The organism is Pseudomyxococcus flavus, assembly GCF_050038885.1.
GTDB lineage: Bacteria > Myxococcota > Myxococcia > Myxococcales > Myxococcaceae > Myxococcus > Myxococcus flavus.
In genome coordinates, this window is sequence record NZ_CP143624.1 from 6,142,430 (window position 1) to 6,157,218 (window position 14,789).

Below are 14,789 nucleotides of genomic sequence, written 5' to 3' on the forward strand. Positions count from 1 at the left end.
ACAATGCGATGATTCCGAGATGAACTGATGCAGGAGGTTCATCAATGAAGGGCGGGGTGCAGGGGGCGGGGCTCACGGAGCTGAATGCGGTCGTCGCGGTCGCCGAGCACAGGAACTTCCGGGCGGCGGCCGTGGCGCTCGGCCTGTCACCGTCCGCCTTGAGCCATGCGATTGCGGCGCTCGAGGAGCGTCTGGGCGTCCGGCTCTTCCACCGGACCACGCGCAGCGTCGCGCTCACGGACGCGGGCGAGGAGTTCCTCTCCCGCGTGAAGCCCGCGCTGGCGGTGCTCGCGCAGGCCCTGGAGTCGGTGGACGCGCATCAGAAGACGCCCACGGGCACCTTGCGCATCAACACCTCGGCGCTCGTGGCGCGGCGAATCATCATGCCCGTCATCCTGGAGTATCTGCGGCGCTTCCCCGACATGCGCGTCGAGCTTGTCGCGGAAGACAAGCCCGTGGACATCGTCGCCGAGGGCTTCGACGCCGGTATCCGGCTGGCGGGGAGCATCCCGCGAGACATGGTGGCGGTGCCTTGCAGCGACGAGGTCCGGTTCATCGTCGTGGGCTCTCGCCAGTACCTGCGTGAGCACGGCGAGCCCGAAACACCCGCCGAGCTCGCCCGACACGAGTGCATTCGCTACCGGATGTCCAATGGCGCCATCTACCGCTGGGAGTTCAGCCGGCACGGCGAGGCACTGACGGTGGACGTGAAGGGCCGGCTGACGCTCGATGACGACGGCGCCGTCGTGGCCGCGGCCCTGGGCGGCGCCGGGCTGGCCTATGTGAGCGCGTGGAACGTCGACGAGGCCCTGCGGTCGCGGCGGCTCGTCCAGGTGCTCGGCGACTGGACGCCCGCCGAGCCTGGTGTCTGCCTCTACTGGGTGTGGCTCTGGAACTGAGCAACGAGTGAGCAGCCAGGTAGGGGGCTCACTGTGAGCCTGGTAGCCGGCAGAATGAGAGGTTTCTGGTGGGTTGTGCCACCGGAGGACATCAAACGATGCCGAAGGTCACCATCGAAGTGCCGGAAGGGTTCGAGGACAGCGTCAAGGAGTTGGAGGAGACGCTGAAGCGCGCCCACCGAGGCGTGGAGGGGGCGAGTAGAGGGGACCTGGCCGCGTTCGACGCCGCATGGCAGGAGGTGAATGCCGGAGCGGAGCGGACGGAGCGGTTGGTGAAGCGGAGGTTGCTTCGAGGGCTCGACCTCGACGCGGCACGAGTCCTCATCGACGGCCAGCCCTACGTCCGAGTCGGACGGTACGCGGCGACGTACAAAACGCGGCAAGGCCCCGTCGAAATAGAGAGAAGCCTCTACCGGCGGGTGGGTGAGCGCAATGGCCCCACAGTGGACACCATCAGCGTCCAAGCCGGGTGCGTCGCTGACGGCTGGTTGCCGGAGGCGGCGGTGCCCATGGCGTACCTGCTGGCCCGGGGCACCTCGCGGGAGGCGGAGGCGACGGCGCGCCAGGTGGGCGTGCTGCCCTATTGCCGTGCCTCCTTCGAGCGGGTGGGGCATGCGGTGGGAGCGCTGTATGGCGGCCAGCGGCCTCGGGTGGAGGCGGCGCAGGCCCGGGAGCTGCGAGTGCCCCGAGGCACCCGCGGCGTGAGCGTCAGCATGGACAGGGTGGCCGTGCCGATGGAGGAGCCGAAGAAGCGGCCAGTGGGCCGCCCTCGCAAGGGCGCCCCCACGCGCCCGGTGGACGTCGTCTGGCGCATGGCCTACGCGGCCTGCCTCTCCTTCCACGACGCCCACGGCGAAGCGCTGGGCACCCTCCGCTACGGGCGGATGCCGCGGGGCGAGGCCCGCGAGGTTGCCGAGCGCCTGGCCCGCGACGTCCAAACCCTGGTTTCCAGACGGCGCGACCTGTCCGTCGTCGTCCTCACCGATGGCGCTCCTGAGTTGCACGCCCTGCTGGACGAGGCGCTGGCCACCCACGCCCCCGGGGCCAAGAAGCTGGCGCGCCTGGTGGACTTCTGGCACCTGATGGAGAAGCTTGGGAGTGCGGCGCGCGTGGTGGCTGGGGAAGAGAAGGCCTCCGCGCTGCGTGAGAAGTGGAAGCTGTCCCTTCTCAACACGCCCGGGGCGGCGTGGACCATTGCCATCGCGTTGCACGCCAGCGGCAAACGGCATGTCGTCCTCGGCGACGGCCAACCGGTGCACGAGGCCCTCACCTACCTGGAGAACCACGGCGAGCGAATGCACTACGCGGAGGCGCGAGCGCGGGGGCTGCCCATTGGCAGCGGCAACGTGGAGGCCACCTGCAAGTCTCTCGTCACCCTGCGCATGAAGCGCCCTGGAGCCCGCTGGAAGGAGGCGTCCGGTCAGCACATCCTGGACTTGCGCGCCCTGGTGCTCTCGGAACGGTGGGACGCGGCCATGCGCCTCACGCTTGCGCCGCAGCGGGCCGAGGTGCGGCGCGCAGCATGATCAGGATGGGAGCCACACCCCCTCTACTATCCCGCGAACCGACACGCCCCCGCGAGCCTTCGCGCGCTGGTTGCACTCATCCGGGAGCGGCAGCGCCGCCAGCCGTAGGCTCAGGGGGACAGCGCAGGCTTTCACCCGTCACAGATGTGCCTGTGACGGGGGCCACGGCGGCGATGGCCCGTGAGGCGAGGGCCGCGACTACTTTTGCTGCTGACTTGCCTGCGTCCGCTGCTGGTGCTCCAGGAAGGCCTGGATGGTGGCGCCTCCGGCGATTGAGGAGGAGCCGCCATGCGGACCCGCGGTCTCGACCGCGTCGTGAGGCTCACAGACGCAGCCCGCGCTGTTCATGATGACCACGACGGCACCCAGCTTCATGTCGAGGTCGGTGCAGATGGTCCGGCACTCCGCGGCGCGCTCCTTGGGAACGGTCAGTGTCGCGGGCCTGGCAACGGTGCAGCCCGAGGTGGCGAGGATGGAGATGAACACCAGAAGTCGTTTGTGCATGGGCCGCCATTTATCAGATTCGCGATGGAGTCAGCGCGGCAAGTCAGCCGAGGGCACAGGGCTACCATTGGGCGGGGTCGGCGGCGACCGCGGCCTGCTTGGACGGCATGGAGCGGCGTTTCAAGGGCGTGGCGCCTGGAACGGAGGCGTGTCTGGCGATGCCGCCGTAAGCCGTCGAGGGGCGGGCCCTGCAATACTCCGGCTTGCAGCGCCCGGAAGCCGGTGTCTCGAAGCGCCGGAGTCCTGCTCAGTACACCCAGACGCTCCTGGGCGCGAAGCCCAGGGGGCTGACCCACTCACCAGGGCCAATGGGGTAGGGCCCTCCTTCACAATCCTCGTTCAGGAAGAGGGAGGCGGTATAGGGCCCGGTGTTGATGGCCGAGACGGCCCGGTCTCCCCAGCCGTGCTCGGGAAGGTTCACGCACGTCCCCGAACCGCCGGGCGGCCACGCCATGACGTTCCACATCTCACCGGTGAAGTCGGGGCCCTCGAACAGGCAGAGGGCGCCCGAATAGGGACACGGAGTGTCTTCCGAGGCGGAGGCCGGCGCCGGAGCCAGCAGCGCCGTGGCCGTGAGGCTCAGTGAGGCTGCCGTGCTCAGTCCGAGGAGGGTGGCGCGTCGGAACGCAAGCCAATGCATGAGGGTGTCTCCGTGTCCGGGGTTGGGTGTGCTGCCTGGCATATGGTGGCACGCTCCATGGAAGGCAGAGCGGGAGTTGCATGTGACGTTTGCGATTCATTGAATGGCAGACGCTCGGTTTCCACTGTCCTGGCGAATTTGCGTCGCGCCAGGATGGCGCGGGTGCCGCGGCCCCACTGGAACCCGCTCTGCACATGTCTGTGCAGCAGGGTGCACAGTCAGGCGCGGCGTCCCGTGAAAACCGCTCGGATTTCCTCGGGATTGCGGGTGGCCGCGGACTTGCAGTCGGGCGCCGCCGTCCATTGAGGACGGTCCGGGCGCTCGTGGCTGGCAATTCCGCCAGCGGCGACCCGGCCAGGGCACCTCCGCACTGCCATGAGCCTCTCGCTTCGATGTTCCGTCCCGCGGTTCCTGATTCCTGCCGCCGTCCTGCTGGCCATTCCCGCTGCCGCGCAAGGAGGGGACGCGCAAGCGGATGACACAGGCACGGGCGTCACCCTGGGGTTGCGCGCGAGCTACGGGATTCCGTCTGGCGATTTCTATGACGGCTTCTCCCTGGACGAGCGGTTCAGTGGCGTGTTCGCGCCGCAAGTCGACCTGGGCTACTTCATCAATCGCCATGTCTATCTTGGCATCTACGGCCAATTCGGGAGCGCGCGGATCCAGAGCGACGCTTGCCCCACGGGGGTGGATTGCAGTGGAAGGGTGCTGCGTTTCGGGGTGGACGTGAGCTACCACTTCATCCCGGACTCGGTCCTGAGCCCCTGGCTGGGCGCTGGACTCGGATATGAATTCACGCGCATTTCAGCCTCGGCGGCTGGCTCGACAGGGGCCGGAAATTACAAGGGGCTGGAGTTCGCTCACGTCGAGGCAGGCCTCGAAATCCGGGTGGCCGAGCACGTCTGGCTGGGGCCCTGCTTCATCGCCACCCTGGGGCAGTACTCCCGCGCCACGATGACCATCGATGGGCTCGAGCTCTCCGGGGAGATTGAAGACAAGTCCCCCCACTTCTGGCTCCAGCCGGGGGTGCGCCTCCAGGTCCGGCTGTAGGCTGGGACAGCTCAGTCGTCCAGGGTGCCTGAATCGAGCGCCAGGCGCGCCGTACCCGCCATGCGCTCCGCGAGCGTCTGCACCGAGCGCGTCACCTTCTGGGTCTCCTCGACGATGCGCAGCGTGTGCTGCATCTGCGAGGACAGGTCCTGGATGGCCTGGGCAATCTGGGACGTGCCCTCGTCCTGCTGCGCCACCGCGGCGGAAATCTGCCGCACGCTGCCACTGGTGTCATCGATGATGCCCGTGAGCCGTTGGAGCTGGGTGCCGGAGGCGCGCACGGCATCCAGGCTCGCCTTCACCCGCTGCTCGCCCTGCTCGCTCAGCTTCGCCGTCTCTCGCATGCTCGTGCTGACGCTGTCGAGCACGTCGCGGATGCGCTGCGTCGCCACGATGGACTGGTCGGCGAGCGCCCGCACCTCGCGCGACACCACGCCGAAGCCGCGGCCATGCTCTCCACTTCGCGCGGCCTCGATGGCGGCGTTGATGGCCAGCATGTTGGATTGGTCCGCCAGGGCCTTCACGGTGTCCACGATGCCGGAAATCTCCCGCGTGCGCGCATCGAGCGCGAGGATGCTCCGGGCCATCTCGGATACTTCCACGCGGATGGCTTCCAGATTGGTGAGCGTGCGGGAGAGGGCCGCGCCCCCATCGCGCCCCGCTTCCTCGGCGCTTTCGATGGACTGGGCGAGCAGCCGGGTCTTGTCCGCCGTCACCCGGGAGCCCTGGCGGATTTCCTGGACCGTCTGTTCGACCTCCCGGAGCGCCGCCGCTTGCCGGCCGAGCCCCGTTGTCTGCACCTCGCTCGAGGTGCGCAGTTGCTGTACCACCGTGGCCAGCTCGCCGGCGCCGCTCCCCATGCCCAGGGCCAGGCGCTTCACGTCCTCGCGCCGTTCCTCCAGTTGCCGCGTGTGCGCCGCGAGCGAGCGCACCACCTGCGACGAGCGGCGGCCGACGATGCCAACCAGCGACAGGGTGAGCGCCAGGAAGCCCCAGTGCATCCACGTGGTCGAGCCCTCCACCAGCCCGAACACGGGCAGGGTGCTGTGGACGAGGACGCCCGCGAGCAGCCCCAGGCCGATGGAGAAGATGCGGGCGTCGGCGTTGCCCTGCCATGCCGAGCGTACCGCGACGCCGACGCATACCAGCAGGCAGGGCACGGAGTAGACGACGAGGAGCCCGAGGTTCCGCTGCGCCGTGCCCAGGTCTACGAGCACCACGACGCATTGGATGACGGTGGGGACGGTGACGCCCCACGCGCCCCAGCGGAACCAGCGCATCCTGTCCTCCAGGATGCTGTCCGAGATGAACCAGGCGAGCCCGGGCAGGATGCAGTACGCGCCCAGCAACGTCAGCTGGCTGCCCAGCAAGTGTTTCCCCCAGAGGGCTGGGAGCAGTCCGCTCGTGCCCAGCAGCATCGCGCCGGAGCCTCCCGCGAACACCGTGAGCGCGATGAACATCTGCGCCCGGCGCCGCACGAGCGCACCTGCCAGGGCCACCGCCGCGATGGCGAGCAACAGCAGCCCCATGACGAAGGGGGCCAGGCCGTCACGCGTCACCGTGGCGAGCAACTGGTGGTGCGCGCCGACCCGGGCCATGCCGCTGAGGCCAATGGCCGGGCCGGTACCCTGGATGCGCAGCAGCAGCCGGTGTCCCTCCACCGAAGGCGGCAGGGGGAACAGGTGCCACGCGAGTGTCTCCGCCTTCTCCGTCCCGGAGGGGTTCAGCGTTCCGCTCGAGTGGATGCGCTGGCCGCCCGCGTAGAGCTCGAAGGCATTGGCCACCGCGCCCAGCTGGAGGGCGGGCTCCCGCCATGCGCCCGGGGGGACGGGGATGCTCAGCCAGAGGAACGTATTCGCGCCTCGGCCAGGCGGCTCCTGGAGCGCGGTCACCGGCAGCCAGCCCGATCCGTCTCCCGATTCGAGCGCCCAGGTCGGTACGCCCGTGGGGCCCAGCGGAGAGTCGCCCCAGCGGTAGCGCCACCCGTCGCGCAGGTCGATGCTCGACATGTCCTCACCTGCCCGGGCCGCGGAGGTCACGGTGAGCAGGAGCAGGATGAGCCACCTCGCGACATGAATCCTTGAGACAAATGAAACACTGTCACGGTGGCGGGCCGTCGGCGCACGAGTCGAGACGCGGGAGCGATGCATGAATGCATCCATCCTCGGGGGCGGGAGCGGCTCTGTAAATTGGGTCGGCTCGACCCCGCCCGCTTACTTGACCTCTGGTGGTGTGTGTCGTGTCGACAGGCGGTGAGGATTCAGCGCGGATTTTCTGGGATGTGATGTTTCACCGAGGTGAGGCCTGGGCGAAGTGCCCAACCAAGCCATTCATGGCGGCGCAGCCTGCGCTGCACTGCGTCGCCGGATGCCCGCCTCAGCGTGACCTGCGGGGCGGTACTTCAGTGCTTCAGCGCGAGCCGCGGCGGGTCCGCTCCAGCGACCATTGGACGAGCTTTCGTGCCTGCCGGTGGAGTGCCGTCTTCTTGAAGGCACTGTTGAGTTGATCGGCGAGCTGATACCGCAGTGGGGGCGTGGCCGCGCGCTGCTCCAATTCCCGGATGCGTTCAGTCTGCGCCGAACTCAGTGGCGGATTGACGAGATGTTGCAAGGGGGGCGGGCCGCTTCGACGGCCGATGAAGTCAGTGTTGTCCCCCTTGCGGAGGACGAAATTCAGCGTGTTTCGCGTGAAGGCCATAGGGACACGGGCGCCGCTTCTCTCCACGTAGACGCGCAGCAGTTCCTCGTCGAGCGTGACTGGGAACATCGAGAGGATCTCCGGTTCGAAGCCGGTTCCCACCAGCAGCGGCTCAATCTCGCCCAGGGCCAGCTCGACTTCGTGATGGCTGGCGCCCAATCCCCATCGTGTCAGGAGCATGGGGGCGTCCTCCGCCGACACCTGCGCCATGGCGCTCCGGAAGGCCGCCCGCGGCGAGCGTGAAGCGTAAGGCCACCCCAGCTCCGGCGGCAGCAGGTGGAAGAAGGGCATGAGCGAGGTGTGGCCGTCGTAGTAGACCAACCGGTTCGGTGTATCGACGACGACGAAGATCCCTCCGGGCCGGAGCAATTCCCATCCGACTCGGAGTGTCTCCAGGCGCTCAGTGGGCGTCTGGTGTTCGAGGACGGCATAGAGCACGAAAACGTCTGCTCCTTCGGGATGCTCCTTCTTCACCGTCTCCAGCAGTCGGGCGGGTTCCACGACACTCAGCTTGACGTTGCTCAGTCCCAGCGCGCGCATCCTGCTCCTGGCCGCGGCAACGGAGGGCGTGTGGATGTCGTAACCCGAGACGTGCCGGGAGACCTGGGCAAAGGCCGCTGTACTGGACCCCGTGCCACAGCCCACCTCGACGATGTCCGCCGCCTCCAACTTCATGTACCTTGCCAGCCAGGGCAGGACATGGTCGATGCACCGATTGTAGCGGCCGTCCACGTGGTCCGCGATATCCGACTGTCCAGCTTGGGTATTCAGGAAGCTGGGATCGAAATCCGCGAAGTAGGACTGGAGCAGCGCCTCACGAACACTCGCCACGAGCGCGGGGTCTGCCATCTTGTACGACTCGAAGCCCATTGCCATGCCTCTCTCCTCGTGGTCGGGGGGGGCCGAACCAAGGCGTGGGAGGGTACCAATGCCCGCAGCATCAGGCGAGCACTGGGAGGCGTGCTCTGTCGCCTAGTGATGCAGCGGTTTTCCGGCTCCGGGGCGGATGTTCTGGTTCACGTGGAAGAGGTTGTCGGGGTCGTAGCGCTCCTTCACCTCCACCAGCCGTTCGTAGTTGCCGCGATAGGTCGCCTGCACGCGCTCCTGGCCTTCGTCCATCATGAAGTTCACGTAGGCGCCGCCCGCGGAATAGGGGTGCAGCGCGGCCCAGTAATCCTTCGTCCAGGCGGTGATGTCCCGCGCCTTGTCCGGGGCAGGGTCGACGCCGACGATGACCTCGGCCCAGCGCGCGTCCCGAAAGCTGAAGGCCGTGTCGCCCGGCGCCACCCGGTGTGCCGCACCGTCGATGGGATAGAGATGCATGGTGGAGAGCATCGTGGGCAGCCGGTGGGCGAAGGCCACGTGCCGGGAGATGGCTTCGTCCCCGAGCTCTCTTACGAAGTCCGCGCGCCAGTACCACTGGAGCCCCGGCGGGTAGAGCGCGTCGAATGCGCTCTGCAAGGCGGGGAAGGGCATGGCCTGCACACCGAAGAGCGCCGGGGCCATGGCGCGCACGGGCTCGAACAGGGCATCCGCGAGCGCTGGCTCTCCGGTGTAGCACCAGACCACCGCGCACATCTTCTTCAGGTGAAGTGACGCGGGGAATGGGGGCCCTGGAGGGACGACCAGGAACGCAAAGAACCCGTTGAGGGTCTCCGGCGCGGAGGGAATGAACTCGCGGTACCAACGCATCACCTCCTCCGCGCGCTCCAGTGGCCAGAGGGTAGGGCCACCCAGGATGGTGCTCACCGGGTGGCCTCGGAAGAGGAACGAGGTGACGACGCCGAAGTTGCCGCCGCCGCCGCGCACGGCCCAGAACAGGTCCGGGTGGTCCTCGGCGCTCGCGGTGACGAAGCGCCCGTCCGCCAGCACCATGTCCACGGCGAGCAGGCTATCAATCGTCAGGCCGAAGCGACGCGTGAGATGACCCAGGCCGCCTCCCAGCGTGAGCCCGCCCACGCCCGTGGTGGAGATGATGCCCGAGGGAACGGCGAGCCCGAAGGCATGGGCGGCGTGGTCCACGTCTCCCCAGACGCTTCCTCCCGCGACGCGCACCGTGCGTGCGCTGGGGTCCACTCGGACGCCTCGCATGCGCGACAGGTCGATGACGAGTCCGTTGTCACAGGTGCCCAGTCCGCCGCCATTATGCCCGCCGCCGCGGACCGCGAGCGTGAGCCGATGCTCGCGAGCGAACGCCACCGCGGCAATGACGTCCGCCACGTCGGCGCAGCGGACGATGAGCGCCGGGTGCTTGTGAATCATGGCGTTGTAGACGCGGCAGCTCTCCTCGTAGTCGGCGTCTCCCGGGCGCACCAGCCCGCCACGCAAGCGGGCGCGTAGCTGCTCGACATCATCCAGGGGCAGCCCGGGCAGGGCGCTTCCCGTTGCCTGCGTGGGTTCACGCTGAGGATCCAGGGGCATGGCAATCTCCTCTTCGGGACCGGGATTCGTGTGAGCGGCCCCTACAGCCAAGCTAGGGATGACATGCGAGCGCCACGCACGGTTCAGGGCAGGAAGGCGTGAAGAGGCGCTCACGCACGCGCAGAAGGACGGACGCGGGCGGGGCGCTTGGCGGGTCCGTCGCCGTAGCGCTCTGACGGCACAAATGTCTGCCAAAGGGAGAAGATGGTTGCGATTTGGTGCCTATTTTCAAGAGCCGAGCCATGGGCAGACAGCCATGCCATGCTGGCTCCATGGGCTTGAGGGGGATGCTTCGACTCACGGGAGTCGTCCTGGCCGCTGTGCTGACCACAGGGGCTTCGTCACCATCACCACCGCCAGCGGTCATCGTGGGCACCGTCCTCGATGGGGAGAAGTCCAAGCCCCTTCAGGGGGTTGTTGTGACGGCAAACGCTCCCACGCTGAAGGAGGTGCTGAGGGCGGTGACCGATGCCTCCGGGGGCTATCGCATCGAGGGCGTTCCGCCGGGCCGTTACGTGCTTCACTTCGAACGGGACCGGTACCACGCTCATGTGCAGGCAGCGTTCGCCGTTGTGGAGGGGGCGACGGTGCGAGTCGACACGGCCCTGCAGCCCAAGGTCTATCTCCACTACCTCGTGGACTGCGAGCATGCCTCCGATGAATGGCTCCACCCGGCCACTCCGCACCTGGAGCCCCGGAGGCTCCAGAAGCTGGCGCTCAGCAGGCCCATGGGGCAGGCGGGTGGACTCCGCGCCGCGGAAAGACTGGCGGAGCTGGTTCCTGGCGTCCTGGACGTTCCATATGGCTTCTCCGTCCGGGGCGCGACGGCATTCGAGAATGGCTTCCTGCTGGAGGGGCTGTCCACGCGAGATGCCCTCTCCGGGCTGAACCTGCTTCCGCTCAGCCTGGAGCTCGTCAGAACCGTGACGGTCCACGCGGGTGGGGCCATGCCGGACCGGGGACGCGCGAGTGGTGGCATCCTCGAGACGCGCTTGAAGCCGGGATGTTCCTGCTTCTACGGCTCCGCATTCGCGTACTGGACGCCGGGGGGCCTGGAAGGAACGCGCAAGCCCAGGGGCGGCGCTGGCACGGGCTTCTCCACACGGGATGGGCTCGTGAACCTGGGAGACTTTGGCGTGACGCTGGGTGGCCCGCTCCTCCGGAACCGGCTCTCGTTCTTCGCGGGTGTTACTCCGGTGCTCAGCCGCATCGAGCAGCACGGCACCCAGGTGGAACAGCGCGGTGTCCAGGCGGTGGGTCGGCTGATGTACCAGCCCACTCCCGACCATGGCGTGTCTCTCTCCGTCCTCGGCACGCCGTCCGTACTGCGCGAGCTGGAGGCCTCACGGGTATCCAGGGAGAGTGACGTGGACACGGTCATGGCCATGGTCGATTACGCCGGCCAGGTACTGGACAAACGACTGCTGCTCAAGCTCACGGCAGGGTGGCTGAACCAGCAGGTCTCCCGTCACGCCTCGACTGGCGAGACGCGTCGCCAGCAGCGTCGCTTTCAAGCGAAGGCCCGAGGGCTGTATTTGCTGAACGTCGTGGGCACCCACCACCTGGAGGTGGGCCTGGACACGGAACACACGGTGCATGACCGGATGCTGCCGGTGGAGTCCCGGTCCGCAAGCACCGTGCTGGGCGGCTACGTGCAGGACCGGTGGAATGTGTCTCCTTACTTCGCAGTCAATGGCGGCCTCCGCTATGACGTGCAGTCCCTGCGGGCCGCGACGGGGGGACGCTCCGTGCTCACCCGCTACCAGCTTTCGCCTCGCGCGGGCATCGTCGTCACGCCGACCGCTCACTTCGGGACGGCGTTCGTTGCGCATTTCGCGAGGTACCATGACCAGGTGCCACTCGGTCTGGTGGACACGGGGCAGCCGCTGCCTGTCACCATCGACCCCGGTCTGCGCCCGACGTCCTTGAATGAGTTCCTTCTGGCGGCATCACGGGAGTTCTCTCCAATCAGGAATGGCAATCTCTCGTTGCAGGTGACTGCGCAGTACACCCGGCGCAACCTGGATGGTGCACTCGCGAGCATCCTCACGCCCGGCGAAGACGGAGTCCTGATTGGCAATCCAGGCTCCGGACTCACGGCGGCGCTCCCGAAGGCCGTGCGAAACCATGACGCCGTCACGTTGTCGCTGCATGCGTACCACCGCCAGTGGAAGTCCGAGCTCAGCTACACGCGCTCGAGACTCCACGGCAATCAGACGGACCCGCTCGGGGCCGAGGCAGGACGGCCCCTGCCTCGTCAGCAGCTGCTGCCAGCCGACCGCACGCATTCCATCAAATTCACCAGTACCCGGCCGTTCTACCTCTCGTACACGCATGCCATGTGGGCAGGCCTGACGTACCAGGGCGTCTCTGGCACGCCCTTGGAGGGAGGCGTGGGGCGCGCCCCGTGGATTCATGTGCTCGACGCCCACGTGAGCCTGGAGCAGTCCCTGCCAAGGCGGCAGTCGCTGTCGTTCAACCTCGACGCGCTCAATCTGCTCAACGCACAGCCCCCGGCGCGGATGGACGCGAGAATTCCCATGGAGATGGCGGGACCGAGTCCTCTGCGGCCCTTGTCGCCACGGCAGGTGCGGTTCGGGGTGCGCTATACCTTTTGAGTGGCCGGGCTCACTCGGGCCGCGATGTGACGTGCCCACTGGGCATGAATCGCGGCGTTGCGGCGACGTCCGCATGAGTGGGCGGCGCGTGGTGTCCGTATTCCGGCAACAAGGCGCCACCAATGTGCGTTGCTCGGCGTGCGGAACACCGGCGCGCGCACCGTGACGGTTCGGTGTCGCTCGCTGGAGTCCGCGTCTGCTCAGGCGCAGAACGACACGGGCCCTTCCGGCCGACGCCGGGAGGACCCGTGGTCCACCATCACCACTCAGCAGGTCTGGTCGATGAGCGCCTGGCAGTGCTCAATGGCCTCGGCGAGGGTGCAGCCCGTGGCCGTACAATGGGGCCGGCCCGTGTCGGGGTGACGGCAGTAGTCGAGCACCACCCAACAGGCGAGGTCGTTCTCGGACACGCTGACGTTGGCGGCGCCAACTTCCGGGGCCTGCTCGCCCGGAGCAGCGGTCCGCTGCTCGATGACCATCTCGCGGCCGTCAGCCGTGGATACCACCTGGCCGGTCTCCGACGGGTTGGCTGCTTCTTCCGCTCCGCATCCCACGAGTGGCATCGTCGCCAGGAACATTCCCAAGAGCAGCTTCTTCATGGTCATGCCTTCCATTGGAGGTGAGGACGCCGGGGGCGGCGCCACCGGATGAGAGGAGAATCGTCCGGCATGTCTTGTCTAGCAATGCAATCAATCAAGGACAAGCAATGCTGGACTGAGTGGTCAATGGCTGACATCGCCGCTCGGGCTCCAGCTGGCCATGAAGTCCCGGGTGGGGACGGGGCTACGGCGTGAAGCGCGTGGGATTGGGCACGGCAGGAACCGTGACGGTCTGGCCGTAGACCAAAGTGTTGCCGGTCACGGAGCCCGTGGCGTTCAGCCGGCTGGCATCGAGCAGCGTTCCCTGGATGCCATTGACGTTGAAGACGCACGTCGTGGAGCAGTCATACGCGACCAGCCGCGAGGCATTGCTGGAGTACACGGCTACATCCGTGGAGGTGCTGGTGCCCGAGCGCATGAAGAAGTGGGCGTCTCGCGGCTGGTAGCTGGACACCGACGCCACGCGGGGGCCCGGCGTCACCGAGTTCCAGAGGCGGAAGTTGCGCTTGCATTCGGCGGCGACGGTATCGCGGATGAGCATGTTCCGGACCTTGGTATCGATGCAGCCGTCCTGCGAGCCGCGGAAGTAGCTGTCCTCGACGACGACGTCGCTCGCAGTGCTCTCGCCATCGATGCCGTCGCCCTGGGTGTAGTCGGTCTTCTTGCCCACGACGTTGAGCACGGTGGCCCTGCGGATGACGACGTCACGCGTGGTGTCGTAGAGGGCGATGCCCACCGGGTAGTCGCTGCCCTGGCCGCCCATGCGCTCGGGCTGCATGTCAATATACGCGTCCTCGATGAGCGCTCCGGCCGTGCCCGAGGCCAGGAAGATGCCGCCACGGGTGAACATCAGAATCATGGCATCGCGCACGGTGAGGTCCGTGAAGGCCGCCGTCTTGGAGCGCTCGATGTCCACGCACGTGGCGACGTTCTCCGCCCGGAAGTGCTGGAGCGTCACGTTCGTGGTGGGGGTCACCGCCTTGAACCCGAAGCAGGTGCCGACGCGGTGGAAGTCCAGGTTCTCGAAGACGAGGTGGCTGGCGCGCACGTTGAACGCGACGGGGCCCGTCTTCGCTCGCGTGGTGGCGTCGAACGTGGACTGGAAGAGCGGTCGTCCGTTGAAGCCCCTGATGGTGACGGGTGCTTCCGCGGTACCACCCCGGGAGACGGTGTGTCCCGTGGAATAGGTGCCGCCGTGGATGCAGACCTGGCCGCCCGGCCCCACCGCTTCGATGAAGGCGTTCAAGTTGGACATCGTTCCCGCGTTCTGCGCCGTCAGTCCGTCGCGGCTGCCAGCCCCGGTGGGGGTGATGTGGCGGACGGCCGGTCCAGTGCAGTCCGCCAGCGTCGCGGTCGGCGTCGCGTACTGCGCGTTCGAGTAGTTGGAGGTCGTCTCCGATGTCGAGCCCTTGATGCGCACCCGGAACTCGTAGCGGGTGCCGTTGGTCAGTCCGTTGACGTCATAGGTCGTGGTGGCTCCGGCGCCTCGGTAGTTCCAGCTCCCACCCTCGACACGGTAGCGGACCTGGTACTGCTCCGTGCCGAGCGGCCCCGGGCTCCAGCGCAGCGTCACCTTCGCGTCGCCCGCGGTCGCGGAGAGCAGCGTCGGAGCCGTCAGGGCCGCTTCCACGCTGTCCAGGTCATCGATGGTGGACACGTCGCCGGCGTCGGGCAGGGGGCCGCAGCCCAGCGGCGACATCAAGGCGCTCATCAGCAGAAATGCACGGCTGTATCAAAGGGGGAGGGACATGGGGGGCTCTCGGGCGGCGGGGACCGCGATGGATGGAGTTGCATTCAAATCCTAGAATGCGGAGTGACCCTTCTCGCGAAACATC

Annotated in this window: 11 protein-coding genes; 4 read left to right on the forward strand and 7 right to left on the reverse strand. The window is 67.6% G+C overall.

Annotated features, from left to right (window positions below; all coding sequences use genetic code 11):
* Positions 1-44: 44 nt before the first annotated feature.
* The gene (locus VZL07_RS25955; protein WP_426750372.1) at positions 45-899 is read left to right on the forward strand and encodes a LysR family transcriptional regulator; all 855 of its coding nucleotides are present in this window, start codon (positions 45-47) and stop codon (positions 897-899) included.
* 98 nt (positions 900-997) lie between these two features.
* A complete protein-coding gene (locus VZL07_RS25960; protein WP_426750373.1) occupies positions 998-2,425 on the forward strand; it encodes an ISKra4 family transposase in 1,428 nt (475 codons plus the stop codon).
* 198 nt (positions 2,426-2,623) lie between these two features.
* On the opposite strand, the gene VZL07_RS25965 is transcribed toward VZL07_RS25960, so the two are convergent.
* The gene (locus tag VZL07_RS25965) at positions 2,624-2,929 is read right to left on the reverse strand and encodes a hypothetical protein (RefSeq protein ID WP_426750374.1); all 306 of its coding nucleotides are present in this window, start codon (positions 2,927-2,929) and stop codon (positions 2,624-2,626) included.
* Positions 2,930-3,176: 247 nt separating this feature from the next.
* Positions 3,177-3,569, reverse strand: a complete 393-nt coding sequence (locus VZL07_RS25970) for a peptidase inhibitor family I36 protein (protein ID WP_426750376.1) — start codon at positions 3,567-3,569, stop codon at positions 3,177-3,179.
* Positions 3,570-3,944: 375 nt separating this feature from the next.
* Between VZL07_RS25970 and VZL07_RS25975 the strand changes: the two genes are divergently transcribed.
* Positions 3,945-4,619, forward strand: a complete 675-nt coding sequence (locus VZL07_RS25975) for an outer membrane beta-barrel protein (RefSeq protein ID WP_426750377.1) — start codon at positions 3,945-3,947, stop codon at positions 4,617-4,619.
* 11 nt (positions 4,620-4,630) lie between these two features.
* Here the strand turns inward: VZL07_RS25975 and VZL07_RS25980 are convergent, their stop codons facing one another.
* From VZL07_RS25980 to VZL07_RS25990, 3 genes are all read right to left on the reverse strand, one after another.
* Positions 4,631-6,781 carry a methyl-accepting chemotaxis protein gene (locus VZL07_RS25980; RefSeq protein ID WP_426750378.1) on the reverse strand — a complete coding sequence of 717 codons (2,151 nt, stop codon included), beginning with the start codon at positions 6,779-6,781 and terminating at the stop codon, positions 4,631-4,633.
* Between the two features lie 247 nt (positions 6,782-7,028).
* On the reverse strand, positions 7,029-8,192 hold the full coding sequence (locus tag VZL07_RS25985) for a class I SAM-dependent methyltransferase (protein WP_426750379.1): 1,164 nt from the start codon (positions 8,190-8,192) through the stop codon (positions 7,029-7,031).
* Between the two features lie 96 nt (positions 8,193-8,288).
* The gene (locus VZL07_RS25990) at positions 8,289-9,737 is read right to left on the reverse strand and encodes an FAD-binding oxidoreductase (protein WP_426750380.1); all 1,449 of its coding nucleotides are present in this window, start codon (positions 9,735-9,737) and stop codon (positions 8,289-8,291) included.
* 287 nt (positions 9,738-10,024) lie between these two features.
* On the opposite strand from VZL07_RS25990, the gene VZL07_RS25995 reads away from it, so the two are divergent.
* Entirely contained in the window at positions 10,025-12,355 is a 2,331-nt protein-coding gene (locus VZL07_RS25995; protein ID WP_426750381.1) for a TonB-dependent receptor domain-containing protein, read from the forward strand.
* A 266-nt stretch (positions 12,356-12,621) separates the two neighbouring features.
* Here VZL07_RS25995 and VZL07_RS26000 read toward each other — a convergent pair whose 3' ends face one another.
* Both VZL07_RS26000 and VZL07_RS26005 read right to left on the reverse strand, forming a co-directional pair.
* Positions 12,622-12,954: a hypothetical protein gene (locus VZL07_RS26000; protein WP_426750382.1), complete on the reverse strand. Its 333-nt coding sequence runs from the start codon at positions 12,952-12,954 to the stop codon at positions 12,622-12,624.
* 184 nt (positions 12,955-13,138) lie between these two features.
* Positions 13,139-14,665 carry a fibronectin type III domain-containing protein gene (locus VZL07_RS26005; protein WP_426750383.1) on the reverse strand — a complete coding sequence of 509 codons (1,527 nt, stop codon included), beginning with the start codon at positions 14,663-14,665 and terminating at the stop codon, positions 13,139-13,141.
* Between the last annotated feature and the right edge of the window lie 124 nt (positions 14,666-14,789).

Coding starts and splice junctions, on each gene's coding strand:
- VZL07_RS25955 (WP_426750372.1), top strand. CDS start 45: ATGAAGGGCGGGGTGCAGGGGGCGGGGCTCACGGAGCTGAATGCGGTC.
- VZL07_RS25980 (WP_426750378.1), bottom strand. CDS start 6,781: ATGGATGCATTCATGCATCGCTCCCGCGTCTCGACTCGTGCGCCGACG.
- VZL07_RS25975 (WP_426750377.1), top strand. CDS start 3,945: ATGAGCCTCTCGCTTCGATGTTCCGTCCCGCGGTTCCTGATTCCTGCC.
- VZL07_RS26000 (WP_426750382.1), bottom strand. CDS start 12,954: ATGAAGAAGCTGCTCTTGGGAATGTTCCTGGCGACGATGCCACTCGTG.
- VZL07_RS25965 (WP_426750374.1), bottom strand. CDS start 2,929: ATGCACAAACGACTTCTGGTGTTCATCTCCATCCTCGCCACCTCGGGC.
- VZL07_RS26005 (WP_426750383.1), bottom strand. CDS start 14,665: ATGAGCGCCTTGATGTCGCCGCTGGGCTGCGGCCCCCTGCCCGACGCC.
- VZL07_RS25990 (WP_426750380.1), bottom strand. CDS start 9,737: ATGCCCCTGGATCCTCAGCGTGAACCCACGCAGGCAACGGGAAGCGCC.
- VZL07_RS25985 (WP_426750379.1), bottom strand. CDS start 8,192: ATGGCAATGGGCTTCGAGTCGTACAAGATGGCAGACCCCGCGCTCGTG.
- VZL07_RS25960 (WP_426750373.1), top strand. CDS start 998: ATGCCGAAGGTCACCATCGAAGTGCCGGAAGGGTTCGAGGACAGCGTC.
- VZL07_RS25970 (WP_426750376.1), bottom strand. CDS start 3,569: ATGCATTGGCTTGCGTTCCGACGCGCCACCCTCCTCGGACTGAGCACG.
- VZL07_RS25995 (WP_426750381.1), top strand. CDS start 10,025: ATGCTTCGACTCACGGGAGTCGTCCTGGCCGCTGTGCTGACCACAGGG.